A 22,100-nucleotide genomic window follows, 5' to 3' on the forward strand; every position below is an offset into this window, starting at 1 on the left:
TCCCATCGTTCCGGTGGTCCTGTTCAGTGGGCCATTGCGCTGCGCACTATGTGAGGCTATCGAGGATGGCGGCCAGTTCGCGGGTCTGGAGGATTACGCCCACGTGGCCGGCTTGCAGGGTGTGGACGTCGAAGGGGTTGCCGGGGGTGAGGCGGTCGGCGTCGGTGATCATTTTGGCGGCGAGGGCCGGGGAGATGACGTTGTCGAGGGTCAGGCGGATGTAGGTGCGGGGGATGCGGCCCCAGGTGGCGGGGTCGACTCGGGCGTCGGCGAAGCTGGTTTGGGCGGCGTCTTCGGGTTGCATGCCGAAGTTGATGATGGGGAGCATTTGTTCGAGGGTGGCTTCGGGCATATTCGTGCGGCGGAAGTCCTCGAGGGCTTCGGGGTCGGCCGAGCGGAGGTTGAAGCGGATGAGGCCGCGGGAGACCGGCTCCATGCCCAGGAACAGCGAGTGGTCCGGGTTCGGGGTGGGGACTTCTTTCATGGCTTCGGGGGTCTGGCTCAGGGCCATGGCGCTGGGAGCGTCGGGGGTGGAGGGGCAGAAGGCGGAGAGGTAGACGATGCGGTGGATGGCCTCGGGGATGGCGTTGCCGACCAGGCCGATCGTAATGCCGCCGAGGCTGTGGCCGACCAGGATGACCGGGCCGTGGGCACGCACCCTCCGCACGACGTCGATGACGTGATCGACGTTGTCCTGCACCGTGATCGCGGACATCGTCGACGGCTCGGCGGCGAATGCGGCGATGTCCTGCGCCTGGTAGGACATCGGGAAGGAGGCGTCGAGCCCGTGTCCGGGTAGATCCACCGGCAGGCCGCGGTGCCCGAGCAGGGCCAGTTCGCGAACCACGGGCGCCCAGTAGAAGCTGTTGCTCGTCAATCCGTGCACGAAAACGAATGTCGGAGCGGCGGTCGATGTTTCACGATTATTGCCAGCAGGTTCGGACACCGGTCCCCCAAGATCGAACGACGACGGACGCTCAGTTCTTTACCCACACCGGACAGCCGCCAACCCTTCTGGGACCATGAAGGCACGGCGTTACCCGAACGACGGGAAGGGTGAGCATCGATGCGATTGGCGGGTAGTGCATTACGGCTGACGATCTTCATCGGCGACAGCGACACCTGGCATCACAAACCGCTCTCGGCGGAGATCGTGCGCCGCGCCCACCGCGCCGGGCTGGCGGGGGCATCGGTTTTCCACGGGGTGGAAGGCTATGGCGCCACCTCGCTCATCCACACCAGCCGGCTGCTGTCGCTGTCGCAGGATCTGCCGGTCGCGATCGTCATCGTCGACGAGGAGCAGCGCATCCGTGAATTCCTGCCCCAGCTCGACGAACTCGGCATCGAGGGGCTGATCCTGCTCGACCCCGTCGAGGTCATCCGCTATGTCGCCGGGCAGCGCGCCGACGAGTGATTGCGCTGTTTGCTAAACTCTGCAATCAATACGGCGGTCGTCGGCAGTGATTCCGCCATCAGCGGAAGGAGTGGCTCGGATGCCAGGGATGCAGCGGCCGCTCTATCAAATGAAGGCCGACTTCTTCAAGACGCTCGGACACCCCGTGCGTATTCGCGTGCTCGAGTTGCTCAGCCAGCGGGAGCATGCCGTATCCGAGATGCTGACCGAGATCGGGGTGGAGGCGGCGAACCTGTCGCAGCAGCTGTCGATTCTGCGGCGCGCCGGTCTGGTCACCGCGCGGCGTGAGGGGCTCTCGGTCACCTATGAGATATCGCGGACCTCGTCGACGGTCTGCTGCCCGAGCTGAAAGAGGCGCTCGGGGGCGCTCGGGAATTCTCCTTGTTCGGGCACAGCATGGGATCCGTCGTGGCTTTCGAGGCCTGCCGGCGACTCGAGCGGGAATTCGCAGCGAGCCCACGGGTCCTGTTCGCCTCCGGCCGGCGCGCGCCCTCGGCCGAGCTGCCCGAGATCCGAATGCATCTGCTGAGCGATCGGGAACTCGCCGGGCACCTGCTGGAATTCGGCGGCACCCCACCGGCTTTGCTCGAGGACCCGGAATTCCGGCAGTTGATTCTGTCGATCGTCAGGAACGACTACCGGGCCATCGAAACCTACGAATGCAGTACGGACGCGACGGTCAGCACGCCGATCGTCGCCCTCGTCGGCGACCGTGATCCCGACGCGAGCTTCGCGCAGATCGAGGCGTGGGGTTCGCACACCTCGGGTTCTTTCGTCGCGAAATCCTTCCCCGGCGGCCACTTCTTCCTCGATGCGAATGCCCACCCGGTAGCCCAGCTGATCCGCGATCACAGCTCCCGAGCGCTACTGAATTAATAACCGGCGCAGGCCGATTCGGGGTGAGCGAGTCGGCCTGCGTGGTGTTTTCGGGGTGGGCATGGGAGTGAATCAGTTGGCGCTGGATACCGATCCGAGGGTGATCAGTTGCGGCGCAGCGGAACCGCCGCAGCAGCCGCTCGCCTCGTCGGCGGTGGCGCCGGGGGCGTCGAACACGCCCGCGCCACCGCAGACACCGGTTTCGGGCAGGGTCAACTCCACCCGCGTCGCGGATTCGTGGTCGCCGGCCAGTTCGGCGGCAATGCTGCGGACCTGCTCGTATCCGGTCAGGGCGAGGAAGGTCGGGGCGCGGCCGTAGCTTTTCATTCCAGTCAGATAGAACCCGGGTTCGGGGTGGGACAGCTCGGTTACGCCGTGCGGGTACACGGTGCCGCAGGAGTGCACGTTCGGATCGATGAGCGGGGCCAGGCGCACGGGCGCCTGGAGGACGGGGTCCAGGCCGAGGCGGATCTCGGACAGCCACGTCAGCTGCGGACGGAACCCGGTCAGGGTCACCACCTGATCCACGCCCTCGATGCGGGCGCCCGCCTCCGAAACCAGAGCGACACGACCGCTGTCACCGGATTCGACTGCGGCGGTACGGAATCCGGTTACCACCCGCAACATTCCCCGATCGAGCGCTGCCTTCGCACGCAATCCCAGCGCGCCGCGCGCGGGCAGTTGATCGGCATCACCGCCGCCGAAGGTATTGCCGACCTCGCCGCGCCGCAGCACCCAGGTGATACGGGTGCCGGGCGCCTGTTCGGCCAGGCCCGCCAGTGCCACGATCGCGGTGAGCGCCGAATGCCCGCTGCCCGCGATCACGGTGTGCACTCCGGCGTAACGGGCACGGATCCGCTCGTCGTCGAGATCGGGTACGCGATAGGAGATCGCCTGTGCCGCAGCGATTTCGCCGAGTGCAGGCAGCCCGTCGCCGCCGAGCGGATTGGGGCCGCCCCAGGTGCCCGAGGCGTCGATGACCGCGCGGGCGAGCAGGCGTTCCTCGCTGCCGTCGGCGTAGCGCACGCGCACGGTGAACGGTTCGCTCTCCCGCCCGGCATCGACGACCCGGTCTCGGCCGCGCCGCGAGATGCCGGTGACCTCCGCCCCGAGGCGCACGACGTCCTCGCCCAGGGCCTTCGCCAGCGGAACCAGGTAGTCTGCGGCCCACTCGCGGCCGGTCGGGTACGAATCTGCCTGGGGCGCAATCCATCCGGAGGATTCGAGCAGCCGTCGCGCGGCGGGTGCGATCAGCTCGCCCCAGCGCGAGAACAGCCGCACGTGATTCCATTCCGCGACTGCGGCACCCGCGGTGTCGCCGCGCTCGAACACCAATGGCGTCAGGCCGCGTTCGCGCAGTTCGGTCGCGGCGGCCAGGCCGATCGGTCCGGCACCGATCACGACGACGGGCAACTCGTTCATCGGAAATCCTTTCATCGATACTCATCGATTTAATGACCAGAACTGTATCGACGAACGTCGATTAAAGCAACCATCGATGGATATCGATATAGTGGATCCATGACGTCGCTGGACATGCCGGTCGTCCGGACCGAGCACCGCGTGAACGCACTCCCGATCGCGGACGCGACCACCTACGCGAGCTGGTTCGCCTGCCTGGCCGACCCCACCCGGGTGCGGTTGCTGCACCACGTCGCCGCCCAGCCCGCCGGGACGACCATCGGCGAGATCGCCGAGGCGCTCGGCGTCGGGCAGCCGACCGTGTCCCACCATGTGCGCAAGCTGGCCGACGTCGGATTCGTGAAGATCCACAAGGACCGCACCAGCACGATCGTCGCAATCAACCCCGCCTGCTGCACGGGACTGCCGCACGCGGCGGACGTCGTCATGGGAGTGCTGCCGCCGCAGCCGTGCTGCCCCACCGACATTCCCGACGATGTCACCGTCCGGGCGCTGACCGACAGCGACTGGGAGGCGGTGCTGCGCATCTACGGTGAGGGCATCGCCACCGGTAACGCCACCTTCGAAACCGAGGTCCCCGCCCGCGACGAACTCGACGCCAAATGGCTGGCCGGGCACCGGTGGGTCGCCGAGATCGACGGCCGGGTCGCCGGATGGGCCGCCGCCACAGCGGTTTCCACGCGCGAGTGCTATCGCGGCGTCGCCGAGACCTCGGTCTATGTCGCCGATGGCATGCGTGGCCGCGGAGTCGGCAGGGCCCTGCTGCGCACCCAGGTCCTCGCGGCCGATCAGGACGGGCTGTGGACGCTGCAGAATTCGATCTTCCCGGAGAACCGGGCGAGCATCGCGCTGCATCACTCGGCCGGGTTCCGCACCGTCGGCGTGCGCGAACGCATCGCCCAGCTCGGCGGGCAATGGCGTGACACCGTGCTGCTGGAACGCCGGGGCGTGGGCTGCGCTTGATTTCCGGGGCTCGGCCCACTCGCCCAGCCGTTCACCGAATGTTTGCTTGCTCATGGATTCGATAACCATCAATATCGATGTGTGTCGAAATCAGAGCTGCCGTTGACGGTGCGGGATTGCGAGCCCGCCTCGGTGGTCGGTGAGCCGTTGACCGAGCCGCAAGCGATCGCCATGGCGGCCACGCTCAAGGCGCTGGCCGATCCGGTCCGGTTGCGGCTGCTCTCCTCGATTGCCGGCCGGGCCGGGCAGGAAGCCTGCGTGTGCGACGTCTCCGCGGGCTTCGACGTCTCCCAGCCGACCATCTCCCACCACTTGAAGGTGCTGCGCGAAGCCGGGTTGCTGACCAGTGAGCGCCGGGGCTCCTGGGTGTACTACCGGCTCGCGCCCACCGCCCTCGCGAGCTTGCGGCCGCTGCTGGATTACGCTGCCGTCGAGTCGATCTCGTGATCGCCCTCGCTCGCCGCCTGCTGGCCGAATTCGTCGGCACGGCGGCCCTGGTCGCGATTGTAGTCGGCTCCGGCATTGCCGCTCAGCAGCTCTCGCCCGGCGACACCGGGGTGCAGTTGCTGGAGAACTCCACCGCCACCGTGCTCGGTCTCGGTGTGCTGATCCTGGTGTTCGGCCCGGTCTCCGGCGCGCATTTCAATCCCGTTGTCTCCGCGGCCGACTGGTGGGCCGGCCGCCGTCACGGCACCGGGCTCACCGTGCGCGAGGTGGCCGCGTACGCCTGCGCCCAGATCGGCGGCGGCATCACCGGCGCGATCCTGGCCAATGCGATGTTCGATCTGCCCGCTCGGCAGATCTCCACCCACGACCGCATCACCACCGGTCACCTCATCGGCGAGGTCGTCGCCACCGCCGGTCTGATCGCGGTCATCTTCGCCCTGGCCCGCAGCGGCCGAGCCGCGCTCTCCGCCGCCGCGGTCGCCGCCTACATCGGCGCCGCCTACTGGTTCACCAGCTCCACCAGCTTCGCCAACCCCGCCGTCACCCTCGGCCGCATCTTCTCCGACACCTTCGCCGGCATCGCCCCGACCTCCGCGCCCGCCTTCATCGCAGCCCAAATCCTCGGCGCCACAGCTGGACTCGCATTGATCGCCGTCCTCTACCCCCACCCCGGCGAAATCGCCGACCAGGTCGTCGTCCCCCATCCCCGGAAAGGCGTTCACCCACCCATGGACTCCAAGCCCAGCGTCCTGTTCGTCTGCGTCCACAACGCCGGTCGCTCCCAAATGGCCCACGGTTTCCTGACCCACCTCGCCGGCGACGCCATCGACGTCCGCTCCGCCGGATCCGCCCCCGCCGACACCCTCAACCCCGCCGCAGTCGAAGCCATGGCCGAACTCGGCATCGACATCACCGCCCAAACCCCGAAAATCCTCACCCCCGACACCGTCGAATCCTCCACCGTCGTCATCACCATGGGCTGCGGCGACACCTGCCCCTACTTCCCCGGCGTCGACTACCGAGACTGGCAACTCGACGATCCAGCAGGCAAAGACCTCGCCGCCGTACGCCCCATCCGCGACGAAATCCGCACCCGCGTAGAACATCTCATCAAAGAACTCCTCCCCGCGAACAGATGAGCTCGCATTCCCCCGGCTGCGAGCGGCTGCCCTGCGAAGCCTCCCAGCGGCCACCGCGCGCACAATCGAGCGGCGCTTCCGTGCCGCGACAGGCCTCGCCCACCGGAGGCAGCGCGGACGGCTGCGCGGACGCTGCGACTCGCCGGTTCGGAAGGCCCGCAACTGCCCGACTTCGGCTGGAGTGCCGAGCTCGTCGAGTTGAGTGCGGCCCCAAACTCGGAGTGCCACACTGGCGTTCATGACGGTGTTGTTCGTGGACGGCTGGTATGGGCCGGAGCCCCAGGATTGGCAGTCGATCTGGTGCGAGCGCCTTCCCGATGCGATTCGCGTGGCGCAGGACGACTGGGACAGGCCCCGGTGCGCGGCGTGGGTAGCTCGGTTGGACGAGGCGATCGGGCGGTGTCGCCGGCCCCCGGTGCTGGTTGGCCACAGCCTCGGCTGCCTGACGGTCGCGCACTGGGTCGGCGCCGGCGGCAATAGGCCGGTGCGGGGCGCATTGCTGGTGACACCGGCGGATGTCGAGGAGAATCCCGAGCCGGAGGTTCGCGGCTTCGATCCCATTCCCCGTGTGGCACTGCCATTCCCATCGATCCTGGCGGCCAGTCGCGATGACCGGTGGATGACTCCCGCCCGGGCGGCCTCCTTCGCGGCGGCCTGGGGCGCGCGCCTGGTCGATATCGGCGCGGTCGGACATCTCACCGGAGCACACGGGCCATGGCCCGAGGGTGAGGTCCTGCTCGCCGAATTGCTCGCCGATCCGGCCTCGTGCCCCTCTTGACGCCGCGAATCGCACGCAAGCAGGTGAAACCGGAATCTATGTCATCGCGCAGGCTGCAAAACCTGTTGGCGAACAACCACAGCCGCTGCTAGCGTCCGGGAGGCCGTGCAAGAGAACGAGGAGGTGGTACCCGTGAACGCAGTATCGACATGGGTGCTCCCCTTCGGGGTCACGGTCGGGCGGTAGGTCGTCCGGGAGCGCCGTTCAACAGCACTCCCGAAAGGCACGACCATGCACTTCACTTCCGAAAAGCGCCTCGATGACAGCGTTCTCGAGCGCGAATTCACACTCGGTGAGATCCCCGGCATCTTGTGGACACCCGCATCCACACCCGCACCGCTGCCGCTGATCCTGCTCGGTCAGCCCGGCGGTTTCGGACTACGACAGATGTATCCGCGATTGCTGGCCAGGGCCCGGTACACCGTGGCGGAAGGTTTCGCCGCGGCCGCCATCGAACTCCCCGGCAGCGGTGAGCGGCCCCGTTCCGCTGCCGCCGACCGGGTCGGCGCCGACCTGCGCCGAGCGCTGGCCGCCGGCGAATCGGTCACCGACGACATCATCGACCGGCTCATCCTCCCATTGGTCGACCAGGCGGTCCCGGAATGGCAGGCCGCCCTCGACGCCCTGCTCGCGCTGCCCGAAATCGGCGGCCCGGTCGGATATTCCGGCGGGGTCATCTCCATCGCCACCCGGCTGGCGGTGGTCGAGCCGCGCATCTCGGCCGCCGTCCTGTTCGCGGGCAGCTTCGTGCCCCGCGCCATCCTCGAGGAAGCCCGGCAGGTCACCATTCCGCTGTATGTCCTGTTGCAGTGGGACGACGACGGAAACGACCGGCAGCGGTCACTGGACCTGTTCGACGCCTTCGGCTCCAAGGAGAAGACCCTCAACGCCAATCTGGGCGGACACACCGGCGTCCCGCAACACGCAGGGGAGGCAGCGGGCCGGTTCTTCGCCCGGCACCTGAAATGAGTCCCGGCCGCAGACAATAGAGCCGGCGGCCGGGCCACCGCTATCGAGGACAAGCCCTGCCTCGATAGCGGTGGCGCAGCCAACGCCCCGTCATCGCCACCAGCAGCGCACCGACGCCGACGTCATCCCCGCCATGCCGACCCAGACGAATTGTCGAACATATGTTCTATCCTGAGGTAGGCTGCCTCGCGTGAACACACATTCGACCGCGCTGGCGCCGAATGCTCCAGCACCAGGATGGCCGGACCTGGCCGATGTCGACTTGCTCCGCACCCTCGTCGAAACCGAACGCCGCCGAAGGCGCCTGGATGCCGCCATGCGCGCCGCCGTCGCCGAAGCCGAACGCCGCGGCCTCGCCGCCGACACCGGCTACCGCGACACCGTAGACCTATTGACCGACCTCCTGCGGATCAGCACCCACGAAGCACGCCGCCGAATCGAATACGCGGCCCCCCAACCCCGCTCACGTTCCAGAAAAGTGTGGAGAGTACTAGCGGCAGCAAGCTGAGGCCGCCCCCGGACGCCTCTATCCGGAGCGCCGCGAGAACCGACCACCCGTTCACCGCGCATACGCCGGCACGAGCCGCGTCCACCCGGCGTGGGATTCGAATCGATGGTTACCGGCCGAATCTCACGTCCTCAGACATGTGAAAGGACGTCGACCGGGAACAGGTGGCGGCAAAGCCCGAGAAGGGTCCGCCACCAGTTCCCGGTCGATGATGTTTCAAATCGAGATCCGGTCGACAACGCATGCTGTTCGAGAGCCTGACGCCGTGTTGGATCAGTCAGTACGTGCCACACATCCGGATTCGCGCTGAGCTGAGGCGCCGGCAGTCGAGGTCAGAGGGGTGGCAGCAGGTCGGGCTCGTTGACGGTGTATGTCAGTGGGGGGTAGACGAAGTCAGTTTCGTTGTTCTCGCGTCGCCGTAGTTGGTAGAACTCGCGCTGTTGGTCGTCGTCGGCCGGCATGAGGCGCGCGCCCTGGGGGAGGTAGGGGTGTCCTTCGCGGAAGTGGAGGAAGGTCTTCGATGTTCGGAAGGTTATGCCCAGCCATTGGTTGTCCGCTGGTCGGGCGGGGGTGTCCAGGACGATCTTGTGCTTGAGTCGGCGGTTCGCTGCGATGGAGAATGCGACGACGCTGTTGTGGGTGAGGGGGATCTCGAACTTTTCGGCGGAAACCTTTGGTTCGAAGATCAGTTTTCTTGGTGGGAGCCCTTCGGGGTGCCGGTAGCAGGAGAAGACGGCGATGAACGAATCGTCGGCCAGGTCGAGGGCTTGGTCGGAATGGCCGCCCATGGTGGTGTAGGCGTTCGTGTAGGTCTCGATGAGGGCGTTGTTGAAGGCGACCTGGAGCCCTGTCTGCGTTCGGATTCGCTGAGCCAGGCGGTCGTGCACCGGGCGGAAGTGCTGGGTTGGGTTGCGGTATCGGGTGGTGGTGCGGACCAGAGGGACGCGGCCCGCCTCGTCGGGCTTGGTGAGAGTGGCGCCTCGGCGACCCTTTCCCACATCCTCCAAGACGGCGGATGTGGAGAGCTCCGCGAAGAGGTTCTGCTCGAATGGCAATGCGTACGAGATGATCTCGTGCGAGACCCTAGGGGCGGGGGGCAACGTAGTCTCCCGTGTTCATGCTGAAGTCGAAACGGTCGCTGTAGTCGATGACGGACGAGGTTCTGTTCTCCTCGGCGTACAGCCTGCGCAGTTCGTTCATGCCTTCCGGTGTGGGCGGCCCGAGCTGCACCAGATTTCCGTCGCGCTCGAGAAATGTTTGGCCGTTCTTGTGCACGGCTTCGGTTTTCGAGCAGCGCACGACGTATCCCAGCCGGGTCGGCAGCAGCTCGGCGGCCAATGTCGAGGGCCGGATCTCGTGGGTGTACAGACGGTTGGTGGACAGGGGCATGAAGAAGACGGAGCCGGGATAGAGGGTCAGGCCGAACTGCGCCGGGACGCCGTCGCGCTCTGCGGCCGAATCCTTGAGGCGGAAGCGGAGTTCGGTCAGCCCGCTGGCGCGCTTCACCCCGACGTCGAAGGAGTCTTCGGGCAAGGGCTGCAGCTTGTCGAGGCCGTCGTAGAAGGTGCAGAAGGCCATGATGCCGTTGGCGGGCATGTCCTTGGTCTTGTCGGCGTGAGCCGAGATCTTGGCCTTGGACTGCTTGCGCTCGGGTGTGGCGAGGGTGTTGTGGTAGATCTGGGCGAGGACGTGATTGAGCGGTGCGTGGTCCCGGAATACGGTGGCGGCCTCGCGGTTCAGGGCCTCGACGATGCTCGTGTCGGTCGGACGGAAGTTCTCGGTCGGGCCCGACAGATTCGTGGAGCAGCGGAGTAGGCGGAAATGCAGTTCATCGCCACTTCGCGTCACGGGCGTCAAGTAGATACCGCGGCGATGGGCTGTCCCGGGCTTGGTGGATTCGGTCAGGGATTGGAACGCGTGCTCCGCGCGGATCCGTGCGAAGTAGTCGTCGCCGGGGTCGAAAAAGCGGCGGTAGTACACGCCGACGCCGTGCACGCGAACCGGAACCCGGCCCAGGCCGATGACGGTCCACGGCGCGTCGACGTCCTCGCGGTAACCGTGGGACAGCTCCCGAATGACGAAAACCCGGGCAGCCGCCCGTAATCGGCGGTCACCGACCCCCGACACATCACCGCACAGATAGACGGTCTTCTGCGCGAGATCGACCGCACCGGAAGCAAACTCCTCCGGTGTGATCGTGGACCCGAAGAAGTCCCGGCTCACCTCGTTGTCCCGCAACACCGCGGGCGAGACCAAGATGTTGCTCACGTCTTCGAGGCAGGCTTCTGTCCTGTCCATCAAGCGGTACCCGTCATTTCGCAGATCTCGGTGTGCGGCTCGGACTCGTGGCGGTCGTGGCATCCTATGGGCTCATGCTGGGCCGAACTCCTCGTCGATCAGATCCAAAAGCTCGCTGTCGGAGGTGAATTCGAGATCGTCGAATTCGCCTTCCGACCATTGGCCCCCCAGGTAGGTGCGCAGGCGCTCGTTGACGCCCCGCAGTCCGGCGACGGTCTCGTCGTCGTGTCCGGCATTGGCGATGATGCGTTCGAGCAGTGCCTCGAGCTGCGCGATGTCGGCGGGCCCCGATGCTGCCGGCGCGGATCGCGCGGGCTCCGTCACCACGGCTTGTGCCAGCAGGTAGTCGGCGACCTCGCCAGCATTGGGGTAGTCGAACACCAGGGTCGAGGGCAGCGACAGGCCCGTCGCCTTCGCCAGCCGGTTCCGGAACTCCACTCCGCCAAGGGAATCGAAGCCGAGTTCGTCGAAGCCGCGGTCGGGTCCGATGTCGTCGATCGACTCGTAGCCCAGCACCGCCGCCACGTGCTCGCGCACCAGATCCAGGACCGCTCCCCGGCGCTCGGCCGCCGCCACGCCGTGCAGCCGCTCCCCGAGGGACGGTTCAGCGGCCGCTGTCGTGGCCGAGCGGCCGGGTGTGCGAACGAATCCGCGCAGGACCGCCGGGACCAGGCCGCCGTGTGCTTCCATGCGCAGCTTGTCGGTGTCCAGGTGCAGCAGCGCCGACACCGGTTCCGCCGTGGTCAGCGATTCGTCGAACAACCGCAGGCCCTCGGCGCGGTCGAGCGGGGCCAAACCCAGTCGCTCCAGCCGGCTCATGGCGGTGCGATCCAGCGCACCGGTCATGCCCAGGTCCTGCTGCCACGGACCCCAGGCGAGCGCCAGACCCGGCAGCCCTTCGGCCCGGCGCTGCTGGGCGAGGGCATCCAGGAAGCTGTTGGCGGCAGCGTAATTCGCCTGTCCGGCCGAACCGATCAATCCGGCGATCGACGAGAACATCACGAACGCGGACAGCGTCATATCGCGGGTGAGCTCGTGCAGATGCCGGGCCGCATCGGCCTTGGGCGCGAACACCCGATCGAGCTGCTCGTCGGTGAGCGTGCGGAAGGTGCCGTCGTCGAGCACGCCCGCGGTGTGCACGACAGCGGTGAGCGGATACTCGGCGGGGAGGCCCGACAGCAGATCGCGGAGTGCATCTCGGTCGGTGACATCGCAGGCGGCAATGCTCACCTCGGTCCCGAGACCGGATAGCTCCGCCGCGAGTTCCTGTGCGCCGTCCGCTTTCTCACCACGACGCGACACCAGCAGCAGCCGCCGCACATCGTGCCGGGTGACCAGGTGCCGGGCCATGAGCGAGCCCAATCCCCCGGTCCCGCCGGTGATCAGCACGGTTCCGGACCCGAACGAGACCTGTTCCGCGGCAGTGGATGCCGCCGCCTCCAGTCGTGGCGTCAGGACGCGGTCGCCCCGCAGCGCGAGCTGCGGTTCTCCGGTGGCGATCGCCGCTCGGATCGAGTCGGCGGAGATGCGCGCTGCGTCGGATTCGCGGTCGAGCAACACGATTCGGCCCGGATACTCGGTTTGAGCGCTCTTGATCAGTCCCGCGACCGCGGCCGCGGCGGTATCCGGCGCTTCATCGGGCAGTGCCGCCGCCCGCGCGGTCACCATGACCAGCTGCGACTGTGCGAATCGGTCGTCGGCGAGCCACTCCCGCACCGTGCGCAGCGCGTCCTTCACCCGATCACTCGCCGACGGCCGCGAACCATCCTGCGGTGCACCGGGTTCGGTCCACACCACGACGTCCGGAACGGTCGAAGCCGCGGCGATCGCCGCCAGATCCGGGTACCGCAGGTCGATTCCGGCCACGTGCGCGGTTCCGAGCACGGCCATGCTCACCGCCGGCATGAGTCCACCCGGCATATCGACCGTGGCCCAGCGCAACCCGTACCGTGCCGCGCGTCCGCCCGAGAGCGTGGCACGGAACTGCCGGACGTCGTAGGAGCGCATGATCACTTCGTCGATGGACACCACCGGATTTCCGTGCTGGTCGACGGCCACGACGGCGATGGCTTCGCTGCTGCGCTGGACGGCCATCACCCGCAGGCGGGTGACCTTCGCTGTGGTGTGGAATTGCGTTGCGCCCCAGCGGAACAAGAGCTTGCCCTCGGCCGGATTGCTCCCGAGGTCCGGCCAGATCAAGGTGACGAGCCCGGCGTGCATCACCATGTCGAACAGCCCGGGATGCAGCTGGAACCCGTCGGCCGGGACATCCGGCTTCAGGGTGATCTCGGAGAACGTCGTGTCGCCGCTGTGCCAGGCGGCGTCGACGCCGAGGAACGAAGGCCCGTAGGCCAGTCCGGAGACGCGCGTCGCGTGGGCCGGAATCCAGTCGGTGTCCACCGGTTCGCCCTCGACCGGCGGCCACGGCGTGGTGCGCAGCATGTCCAGGAGACCGATGTCGGCCAAGGGCCGGCCGCTCAGCACGCCGCTGGCATTGCGCGTCCAGTCGATGCCGTCGCCGGTGCGGCGATAGTAGAACGTGAACGCTCGGCGTCCCGCGGCATCCGGTTCGCGCACCAGGACCTGGAGTTCGACGGCGCCGTCCGCCGGCGGCAGGATCGGCGCTTCGAGAATGAGCTCGTCGACGACATCGCAGCCGATCCGCCGGCCCGCAACGAGCAGCATCTCCATGAGCGCGGCGCTCGGGACGACCACCACGCCGTAGGTGGTGTGGTCGGCGATCCAGGGATGGGTGCGCAGCGCGAGCCGCCCGGTGAACAACCACTCGTCGCGGTCGGCCACCCGCACCACGTCGGTGAGCAGCGCGTGGTCCGAGCCGGACTGCCCGGAGTCGGCGACCGCGGGTTCCAGCCAGTACCGCCGATGCTCGAAGGCATAGGTGGGCAAGGCGACTCGTGTCATTCGACGGCCGGCGAACAACGGAGACCAGTCGACGGCCAGACCGGCGGTGTGCGCCTGGGCGAGCATGGTCAGGAGCTGTTCGACCTCGTCGTGATCGCGCCGGGCCGCCGCGGCGACCACCGATCGCGTCTCGATGTCCGCGGGCAGGGTCTGCCGGGTCAGTGCGGCCAGCACCGCATCGGGTCCGATCTCGAGGAACCGGCGCACGCCCGAGGCCACCAGCGACTCGACGCCGGGCGCGAAGCGCACCGTACCGCGCACCTGCGACACCCAGTACGCCGGCTCCAGGATCTCGTTCTCGGCGATCCGCCCGGAAACATTGGACACCAAGGGAATCCGCGGGGCGTTGTAGGTCACGCCCGCCGCCACGGTCTCGAATTCGGCGAGCATAGGCTCCATCCGATGGGAATGGAAGGCGTGCGACACCCGCAACCGGCTCGTCTTGCGACCCTGCTCGGTGAACTGCCGCTCGATCTCGTCGACGGCGTCCTCGTCTCCCGAGACCACCACGGCCCCGGGAGCATTCACCGCGGCCACCGACACGCGTGCACCGAATCCGGCGATCGCCGCCTCGATGTCGGCCTCGGACGCGGCGACCGCGAGCATCGCACCGCCCGCCGGCAGCGCCTCCATCAGCCGCCCGCGGGCCGCGACCAGCGTGCAGGCATCTTCGAGCGACCACACACCGGCCACGTGCGCGGCGGCCAGTTCACCGATCGAATGCCCGATCACCACATCCGGGACGATGCCGAACGACTCCAGCAGCCGGTACAGCGCCACTTCGAAAGCGAACAGCGCGGGCTGGGTCAGTCGCGTCCGATCCAGCATCCCGGTGTCCGCGGCGACGCCCTGATCATCGATCAGATGTCCGGTGAACATGGCCTGCCGCAGCGAGCATTCGAGCAGCGGATCGAATTGCGCGCACACCTCGTCCAGCGCCGCGGCGAATACCGGGAAGGACTCGGACAGGCCCGCGCCCATTCCCACCCGCTGTGCGCCCTGACCGGTGAACAGGAAGGCGGTCTTCCCCGACCCGACCGTGCCGGAAACCACTCCGGCGGCGGCGGATCCGGCGGCCAGCTGCGCCAAGCGCGCCAGCAGTTCGTCGCGATCACCGCCCAGCACGGCCGCCCGCGACTCGTGCTGCGCACGGGTCGTCATGAGCGAGTACGCCACATCCGCCGGATCGGCGTCGGGGCGCACGGCGAGCCACTGCCGCAGGTTCGCCGCCTGCGCCCGCAGGGCGGTCTCGTTCTTGGCCGACACCAGCAGCGGCACGACCGTGTGCGGGAGATCGGCGGTCGGAGCCGAGACGACCGGAGCCGGCGCTTCCTCGAGGATCGCGTGCGCATTGGTGCCGCTCACGCCGAACGAGGACACGCCCGCGCGGCGGACCCGTCCGCCGGCCGGCCACGGCTGCGCCTGGGTCAGCAGCTCGACAGCACCCGCGGACCAGTCCACGTGCGGGCTCGGTTCGTCCGCATGCAGTGTCTTGGGCAGGGTTTCGTGGCGCAGCGCCTGCACCATCTTGATCACGCCGCCGACACCGGCCGCGGCCACGGTGTGGCCGATATTCGACTTGATCGATCCGATGCGCAGCGGCCGGTCCGCCCGGTCCTGCCCGTACATCGCGATGAGCGCCTGGGCTTCGATGGGATCGCCCAGTGTCGTGCCGGTGCCGTGGGCTTCCACCGCGTCGATGTCCGCCGGCTCCAGCCCGGCATTGGCCAGCGCGGCCGCGATCACCCGCTCCTGGGACGGACCGTTGGGCGCGGTCAGGCCATTGCTCGCGCCGTCCTGGTTCACGGCGGTGCCGCGCACCAGGGCGAGGATGTTGTGGCCCAGGCGGCGGGCGTCGGAGAGCCGCTCGAGCACCAGCACGCCGACGCCCTCGGCGAAGGCGACGCCGTCGGCCGAGGCGGAGAACGCCTTGCACCGCCCATCGGGTGAAAGACCGCGCTGCCGTGCGAAATCCACGTACAGGTAGGGACTGGCCGCGACGGTCACACCGCTGGCCAGTGCGAGCGAGCTCTCCCCTTGGCGCAGCGCTTGGCAGGCCAGGTGCAGGGAGACCAGCGAGGACGAGCAGGCGGTGTCGACGGTGACCGCCGGGCCTTCGAGGCCCAGGACATAGGCCACGCGACCCGACATGACGCTGCTGGTGGTGCCGGTGAGCCGGTAGCCCTCCAGGTCACCGGCGACCCGGTCGACATAGCCCGAGTAACCCGCTCCGACGTACACCCCGGCGTCGCTGCCGCGCAGGGACGCGGGATCGATGCCCGCGTCTTCCAAGGCTTCCCACGACACCTCCAGCAGCAGCCGTTGCTGCGGGTCCATGGCGGAGGCTTCGCGGGGGCCGATCCCGAAGAAGGCCGGGTCGAAATCGCCTGCGTTGTAGAGGAATCCGCCGCGGCGGGTGTAGACGGTACCGGGCTTGTCCGGGTTCTCGTCGAACAGCCGCTCCAGGTCCCAGCCTCGATCGGAGGGGAAGTCGCCGGTGGCGTCGGTTCCGGAGGCGACGAGATCCCAGAGCTGGTCCGGCGATTCGACGCCGCCGGGGAATTTGCAGGCCATGCCCACGATGGCGATCGGCTCGTCGGCTCGGATTCGGCGGGTGGTCTTCTTGACGGGTTCGCCCGCTGTCGGCTGGACGCGGGACTGCACCAGCTTCGATACCGCTGCCGGGGTCGGGTAGTCGAATACGAGCGTCGACGGCAGCTGCAGGCCGGTGGCCTTGCCGAGCCGGTTGCGGAACTCCACGCCGCCGAGGGAGTCGAAGCCGATTTCGTCGAAGCGCCGGCCGGGCCGGATATCGGCGGCCGAATCGTGGCCGAGCACCGCCGCGGCCTCGGTGAGCACGACCTCGAGCACCAGCTCGCCGCGCCGGGCTTCCGGCACGCCCGCCAACCGGGCGGCCAGCGAGCCTGTCGCCGGGGCGGCGGCCGTGGATTGGGCCGGGCGGGGCGAGCGGCGTACGAATCCGCGCAGGACCGCCGGGACGGCGTCGGCGGCGGACTCGCGGCGCAGGACGCTCGCGTCGAACCTGATGGGCGCCAGGCGGGCGTCCGGGTGCGTGAGTGCCTCGTCGAACAGTCTTGTGCCTTCGGCGTTCTCGAGCGGGCTCAAGCCCAGGCGTTCCCATCGGGCGAGAGCGGCGCGGTTCAGGCCACCGGTCATACCGCTGCCCTGGTTCCACGGCCCCCACGCCAGCGACGTGGCGGCCTCCCCGGCGATCCGGCGTCGTTGCGCCAGCGCGTCCAGGAAAGCGTTCGCGGCGGCGTAATTGCCCTGCCCCGAGGACCCCAGCACCGTCGCGATCGACGAGAACACCACGAACGCGGACAGATTCAGACCGCGGGTCAGCTCGTCCAGATGCCAGGCTCCGTCGACCTTCGGCGCGAGAACGCGATCCAGCTGATCGGCGGTCAGCGCCGCGATGGTGCCGTCGTCCAGGATTCCCGCGGTGTGCACGACCGCGGTCAGCGGGGCGTCGGGATCGATTGTCTCCAAGAGGTTTCGGACCGCCGTGCGGTCGGTGACATCGCATGCGACGATCCACGCCTCGGCTCCGGCCTGCGCCAGGTCGGCGACCAGCTCGGCGGCTCCGGGCGACTCCGGCCCTCGGCGCGAGGTCAGCACCAGATTGCGCACGCCGTGTTCGGCGACGAGATGACGGGCGAACCGGGCGCCCAATCCGCCGGTACCGCCAGTGATCAGCACGGTCCCGTCCGCGAGCGACGGCCGCGTCCTCGAGTCCGCGGGCGACGCCTGCGACTCAGGGTCCGCTACTGACGTCGGTTTCCTCGAGCCCGAGTCGGCCGAGGCGCGCACCATCCGGGGAACCAGAATCCGCGTGCCGCGGACGGCGGTCTGCGGCTCACCCGAGCGCAGGACCGCCGCGATTCGGTCGGTGTCCAGCGGTTGTTTCGGGTCCTCGTCGATCAGGACGAACCGGTCCGGATGCTCGGATTGGGCACTGCGCAACAAGCCCGAGACCGCTGCCGCGGCCGGGTTCGGAGCCTCATCGGGAAGTCCGGCGGCGCCGGTTGTCACCACGGCAAAACGGATGTCGGACAACCGTTCCTCGGCAAGCAGGGATTGCACCCTCGCCAACGCGCCGTGCACTCCGGCCCGCACCGCTTCCGGGCCTGCGACGGCCGAACCTGCTGCGAAAGGTTCGGTCGCCCGCCACACCAAGACATCGGGAATACCCTCGGCCGCACCGACATCAGCGGCCGACGCATAGTTCGTGGCGATCCCGGCCACCGTCGTGTCTCCGAGTACCGCCAGGGACAGCGCGGGGCCGACACCCGTCATCGACTCCGTGGTGGCTTCCCAGCGCACTTGGTAGAGGCTCGCCGTGTCACCGCCGAGGCTGTTCCGGAATTCCTTCACGTCGTAGCGGCGCATCACCACCGCGTCGACCGACACGATCGGATTGCCGTCCGGATCGACGGCCGCGACCGAAATCGTCTCGGGTCCGGACGCGACCGCGATGACTCGCAGCGCCGTCACCTCGGACGGCCACTGCCCGTCCTCGGCTGCCGGTTCGTGGAATCGTGCGCCGCCCCAGCGGAACAGCAGTCTGCCGCTGTCGGGATCGGAATCCGCATCGCGCCACAGCAATCCGGCGAATCCCGCGTGCATGACCATATCCAGCAGGGCCGGGTGCAGGTCGTGCCGGCCCGGCTCGGGCGCGGCCTCGGTGTTCAGCACGATCTCGGAGAAGACCGCGTCCTCGCGCTGCCACGCGGCGTGCACGCCGATGAACGCCGGACCGTACTCCAGCCCGGCGAGGCCGGCGATCCGCTCCGGAAGTCGTTCGCTGTCGAGGACTTCGGCGTCGAGCGGCGGCCATTGCTCGGCGCGCAACCGCGTCAGCAGCGCCGAATCACCCTGGGGTCCGGCCGCGAGCACACCGGTGGCGTTGTGGATCCATTCGGTGCCGGAGGAGGTGCGGAAGTAGAACTCGAACGGACGCCGCCCGGACTCGTCGGCCGCCTGCACCAGCACCTGGAGCTCGATCTCGTCGTCGGCGGTCGGCAGGATCGGCGCTTGCAGGGTGAGTTCCTCGACCGCACCGCAACCGATCCGGCGGCCGGCGACGAGGAGGAACTCGACGAAGGTCGCGCTGGGCACGACCACCACGCCGTGGGTCATGTGATCGGCGATCCACGGATGAGTCCGCAGCGAGAATCGGCCGGTCAGCAACCACTCGTCGCTGGCAGCCAGCCCGACCACACCGGTCAGGATCGGGTGATCGGCGGATGACGGCGATGCATCCGACGCGCCCGCCAGCCAGAAGCGGCGACGCTGGAAAGCATAGGTGGGCAATGGAACCCGGCGCGCTGCACGGCCCGTGAACCACGTACCCCAGTCCACTCGCGCACCCGCGACATGCACCTGCGCCAGCGACGTGGCGAACTGCTCGATCTCGTCGGCCGACCGCCGGGAGGCCGCCGCCACCGAGGACGCCGACTCGATCTCCGGGTTCTCGGCCAGCACACCACGCGTCATCGCCGCCAGGACCGCATCGGGGCCGACCTCGACGAACCGTCGCACGCCGCTGGCGACCAGGGTGTCCACGCCCGGCGCGAATCGGACGCAACCGCGCAGCTGCCGCACCCAGTACTCCGGATCGGTCACCGCGTTTCCCGCGAGCTCACCGGTCACGTTGGACACGATCGGCATCCGCGGCGGCTGGAACTCGATGCCGCGGGCCACCGCACGGAACTCGGCCAGCATGGGATCCATGCGCGCCGAGTGGAATGCATGGCTGACGCGCAAGCGATGCGTCTGCACGCCCTCGGCGGTCAGCTGCCGCTCGATCTCGTCGATGGCGTCGGCGTCGCCGGACAGCACCGTCGACGACGGGCCGTTCACCGCCGCGATCGACACGCGGTCGACGAAATCGGCGACTCCCGACGGGCCGCGCTTGCTGTTCATCGCCAAGATCGCGGCGGCTCGGTCCGCACCGATCGCCGCCGCGAGCATGGCACCGCCCACCGGCAGCGCACCCATCAACCGGCCGCGAGCGGCCACCAGCGTGCAGGCGTCCGGGAGTGACCACACCCCCGCCACAAACGCCGCCGCCAGCTCGCCGATCGAATGACCGACCACCACATCCGGTGTGACACCGAAGGATTCGAGCAGCCGGTACAGCGCCACCTCGAACGCGAACAATGCCGGCTGAGTGAACTCGGTCCGATCCAGTACGCCCTCGGCGTCGGTGAACATCAAGTCCTTCAGCGACCGGCCCAGCAGCGGGTCGAACTGTGCGCACACCTCGTCCAGCGCGGTCGCGAACACCGGGAACGCCTCGTACAGGCCCGCCCCCATACCCGTCCGCTGCGCACCTTGACCCGTGAACAGGAACGCCGTCCGATCGGAACCGGCCTGCCCCTCGATCGCGCCGCGCGCGCCCGCGGCCAGATCGGCCAACCCCGCCAGCAGTTCGTCCCGGTCGCGCCCGAGAACCGCACCGCGCCGCTCCAACTGTGCCCGCGAAGTCGCCAGCGAGTAGGCGGTATCCCACGCATCGGCCTCGGGATCGGCGAGCAACCACTGCCGCAGTCGATCGGCCTGGGCACGCAGCGCTTCCTCGGATTTGGCCGATATCAGCAGCGGAATGATATCGGCAGCACCGGTTTTCGTAACCGACGGCGGCTCGCCCCCGGCTACAGGCTCGGCGAGAGGCAGTGCGTGTGCTCCATCGACAGGCGCGGCGTGCGCACCGGCGACAGGCGCGGTGTGCGCACCGGCCACCGGTGTGGCCGCTTCGACGACCGGCGTGGCGGGCGCACCGGCCACCGACGTGACAGGCGCTCCAACCACTGACGCGGCGGGCGCTCCAATCACCGGCGAGGCGGGCGTTCCAGTCACCGGCGCGGCGAGCGCTCCCGCCACCGGCGCGGAGGGCGCTTCGGTGGCTGATGGGGCGGGTGCTTCCTCCAGGATGAGGTGGGCATTGGTGCCGCTGGCTCCGAATGACGACACCCCGGCTCGCCGGACCCGCTCCCCCGCCGGCCACGGCTCGTTGTCCCGCAGCAGCCGCACCGTGCCCGCCGACCAATCCACATGCGGGGTCGGCGCATCCACGTGCAGGGTTTTGGGCAGCACGCCGTGGCGCATGGCCTGCACCATCTTGATCACACCGCCGACACCCGCGGCGGCCGAGGTGTGGCCGATGTTCGACTTCAACGACCCCACCCGCAGCGGGCCGCTCTCCCGCCGCGTGCCGTAGGCGCTGATCAGCGCCCGCGCCTCGATGGGATCGCCGAGCATGGTGCCGGTCCCGTGCGCCTCCACCGCGTCGATATCCGACGGGGCCAGACCGGCGTTCGCCAGCGCGGCCGCGATCACGCGCTCCTGTGACGGGCCGTTGGGCGCGGTCAGGCCGTTGCTCGCACCATCCTGATTGACCGCGCTGCCACGAATCACCGCCAGCACGGTGTGGCCCAGCCGCTGGGCGTCGGACAACCGCTCCAGCACCAGCACGCCGAGACCCTCGGAGAATCCGGTCCCGTCCGCCGCCGCCGCGAACGCCTTACAGCGCGCATCCGGAGACAACGCGCGCTGCCGGGCGAAAGCGATCAGCAACGACGGATCCGACATGATGGTGACGCCACCCGCGAGTGCGAGGGACGTATCGCCTTGTCGCAGTGCGTGACACGCCAGATGCAGCGCCACCAGCGACGACGAGCAGGCGGTGTCGACCGACAGGGCCGGGCCCTGGAAACCGAAGCTGTAGGCGATCCGGCCCGACAGCACGGCGTTCGACACGCCCAGGTAGGCATGGCCTTCGGTCTCGGCACTGATATTCGGCCCGCCGATGCGGGGACCGTAGTTCTGATGGATGACTCCGGCGAAGACGCCGGTATCGCTGCCGCGCAACGACACCGGGTCGATGCCCGCGTCCTCGAGCGCCTGCCAGGTCGCCTCCAGCATCAGCCGCTGCTGCGGATCCATGGCCGCGGCCTCGCGCGGGCCGATCCCGAAGAAGGCCGCGTCGAATTCGCCGATGGCGTCGAGGAATCCGCCGTCACGGGTGTAGATGCCGCCCGGCACATCCGGATCCGGGTTGAACAGCCGATCCAGATCCCACCCTCGATCGGTCGGGTAACCCCCGATGGCATCCACGCCCTCGGCGGTAGTGCGCCACAAATCCTCCGCCGAGCGCACACCACCGGGATAGCGGCACGCCATGCCGACGATCGCGATCGGCTCCCGCGATCGGTCGGTGAGCACACGCAGTTGCTGTTTGGTCTCGTAGAGCTCTTTCGCGGTCTTCTTCAGATACCGGCGTAGCTCATCGTTATCAGCCATGGGTGGAACTCCAGATTGTGTGTGCTCAGCTGAGAGGGG

13 protein-coding genes and 2 pseudogenes are annotated in these 22,100 nt (G+C 68.5%); 10 read left to right on the top strand and 5 right to left on the bottom strand.

Features of this window, described 5'->3' with window-relative positions; genetic code table 11:
* Positions 1-46: 46 nt before the first annotated feature.
* Positions 47-946 carry an alpha/beta hydrolase gene (locus tag ACFVIV_RS04950; protein ID WP_379193461.1) on the bottom strand — a complete coding sequence of 300 codons (900 nt, stop codon included), beginning with the start codon at positions 944-946 and terminating at the stop codon, positions 47-49.
* 120 nt (positions 947-1,066) lie between these two features.
* Between ACFVIV_RS04950 and ACFVIV_RS04955 the strand changes: the two genes are divergently transcribed.
* From ACFVIV_RS04955 to ACFVIV_RS04965, 3 genes and pseudogenes are all read left to right on the top strand, one after another.
* Positions 1,067-1,414 carry a DUF190 domain-containing protein gene (locus ACFVIV_RS04955; protein WP_379193462.1) on the top strand — a complete coding sequence of 116 codons (348 nt, stop codon included), beginning with the start codon at positions 1,067-1,069 and terminating at the stop codon, positions 1,412-1,414.
* Between the two features lie 79 nt (positions 1,415-1,493).
* Positions 1,494-1,730, top strand: a pseudogene (locus ACFVIV_RS04960) (ArsR/SmtB family transcription factor); the annotation flags it as partial.
* A gap of 29 nt (positions 1,731-1,759) precedes the next feature.
* On the top strand, positions 1,760-2,290 hold the full coding sequence (locus tag ACFVIV_RS04965) for a thioesterase II family protein (RefSeq protein WP_379193692.1): 531 nt from the start codon (positions 1,760-1,762) through the stop codon (positions 2,288-2,290).
* Between the two features lie 72 nt (positions 2,291-2,362).
* On the opposite strand, the gene ACFVIV_RS04970 is transcribed toward ACFVIV_RS04965, so the two are convergent.
* Positions 2,363-3,712, bottom strand: coding sequence for an FAD-dependent oxidoreductase (locus tag ACFVIV_RS04970; RefSeq protein WP_379193463.1), 1,350 nt, complete (start codon positions 3,710-3,712; stop codon positions 2,363-2,365).
* A gap of 99 nt (positions 3,713-3,811) precedes the next feature.
* Here ACFVIV_RS04970 and ACFVIV_RS04975 point away from each other — a divergent pair, with 99 nt between their 5' ends.
* From ACFVIV_RS04975 to ACFVIV_RS05005, 7 genes and pseudogenes are all read left to right on the top strand, one after another.
* On the top strand, positions 3,812-4,675 hold the full coding sequence (locus ACFVIV_RS04975; protein WP_379193464.1) for a helix-turn-helix domain-containing GNAT family N-acetyltransferase: 864 nt from the start codon (positions 3,812-3,814) through the stop codon (positions 4,673-4,675).
* An 81-nt stretch (positions 4,676-4,756) separates the two neighbouring features.
* Positions 4,757-5,122, top strand: a complete 366-nt coding sequence (locus tag ACFVIV_RS04980) for an ArsR/SmtB family transcription factor (protein ID WP_379193465.1) — start codon at positions 4,757-4,759, stop codon at positions 5,120-5,122.
* Positions 5,119-5,826, top strand: a pseudogene (locus ACFVIV_RS04985) (aquaporin); the annotation flags it as partial. The gene ACFVIV_RS04980 and the pseudogene ACFVIV_RS04985, both read left to right, overlap by 4 nt.
* A gap of 24 nt (positions 5,827-5,850) precedes the next feature.
* On the top strand, positions 5,851-6,261 hold the full coding sequence (locus tag ACFVIV_RS04990; protein ID WP_379193693.1) for an arsenate reductase ArsC: 411 nt from the start codon (positions 5,851-5,853) through the stop codon (positions 6,259-6,261).
* A 238-nt stretch (positions 6,262-6,499) separates the two neighbouring features.
* Entirely contained in the window at positions 6,500-7,039 is a 540-nt protein-coding gene (locus ACFVIV_RS04995) for an RBBP9/YdeN family alpha/beta hydrolase (protein ID WP_379193466.1), read from the top strand.
* 231 nt (positions 7,040-7,270) lie between these two features.
* Positions 7,271-8,008, top strand: coding sequence for an alpha/beta hydrolase (locus tag ACFVIV_RS05000; protein WP_379193467.1), 738 nt, complete (start codon positions 7,271-7,273; stop codon positions 8,006-8,008).
* Positions 8,009-8,198: 190 nt separating this feature from the next.
* Complete coding sequence (locus tag ACFVIV_RS05005; RefSeq protein WP_379193468.1) at positions 8,199-8,516, top strand: DUF222 domain-containing protein; 318 nt, start codon at positions 8,199-8,201, stop codon at positions 8,514-8,516.
* A gap of 332 nt (positions 8,517-8,848) precedes the next feature.
* Here the strand turns inward: ACFVIV_RS05005 and ACFVIV_RS05010 are convergent, their stop codons facing one another.
* The 3 genes from ACFVIV_RS05010 to ACFVIV_RS05020 all read right to left on the bottom strand — a co-directional run bounded on the left by ACFVIV_RS05010 (position 8,849) and on the right by ACFVIV_RS05020 (position 22,061).
* Positions 8,849-9,571, bottom strand: coding sequence for a hypothetical protein (locus ACFVIV_RS05010; RefSeq protein ID WP_379193469.1), 723 nt, complete (start codon positions 9,569-9,571; stop codon positions 8,849-8,851).
* Between the two features lie 28 nt (positions 9,572-9,599).
* Positions 9,600-10,784, bottom strand: a complete 1,185-nt coding sequence (locus ACFVIV_RS05015; protein ID WP_379193470.1) for a hypothetical protein — start codon at positions 10,782-10,784, stop codon at positions 9,600-9,602.
* A gap of 102 nt (positions 10,785-10,886) precedes the next feature.
* Complete coding sequence (locus ACFVIV_RS05020; protein WP_379193471.1) at positions 10,887-22,061, bottom strand: SDR family NAD(P)-dependent oxidoreductase; 11,175 nt, start codon at positions 22,059-22,061, stop codon at positions 10,887-10,889.
* Between the last annotated feature and the right edge of the window lie 39 nt (positions 22,062-22,100).

It is taken from the genome of Nocardia sp. NPDC127526 (assembly GCF_042672265.1).
Taxonomy (GTDB): domain Bacteria; phylum Actinomycetota; class Actinomycetes; order Mycobacteriales; family Mycobacteriaceae; genus Nocardia.

Excerpts from the sequence above, each read along its gene's own strand:
- ACFVIV_RS04995 (WP_379193466.1), top strand. The coding sequence starts at position 6,500 with ATGACGGTGTTGTTCGTGGACGGCTGGTATGGGCCGGAGCCCCAGGAT.
- ACFVIV_RS04975 (WP_379193464.1), top strand. The coding sequence starts at position 3,812 with ATGACGTCGCTGGACATGCCGGTCGTCCGGACCGAGCACCGCGTGAAC.
- ACFVIV_RS04990 (WP_379193693.1), top strand. The coding sequence starts at position 5,851 with ATGGACTCCAAGCCCAGCGTCCTGTTCGTCTGCGTCCACAACGCCGGT.
- ACFVIV_RS04970 (WP_379193463.1), bottom strand. The coding sequence starts at position 3,712 with ATGAACGAGTTGCCCGTCGTCGTGATCGGTGCCGGACCGATCGGCCTG.
- ACFVIV_RS05020 (WP_379193471.1), bottom strand. The coding sequence starts at position 22,061 with ATGGCTGATAACGATGAGCTACGCCGGTATCTGAAGAAGACCGCGAAA.
- ACFVIV_RS04955 (WP_379193462.1), top strand. The coding sequence starts at position 1,067 with ATGCGATTGGCGGGTAGTGCATTACGGCTGACGATCTTCATCGGCGAC.
- ACFVIV_RS05000 (WP_379193467.1), top strand. The coding sequence starts at position 7,271 with ATGCACTTCACTTCCGAAAAGCGCCTCGATGACAGCGTTCTCGAGCGC.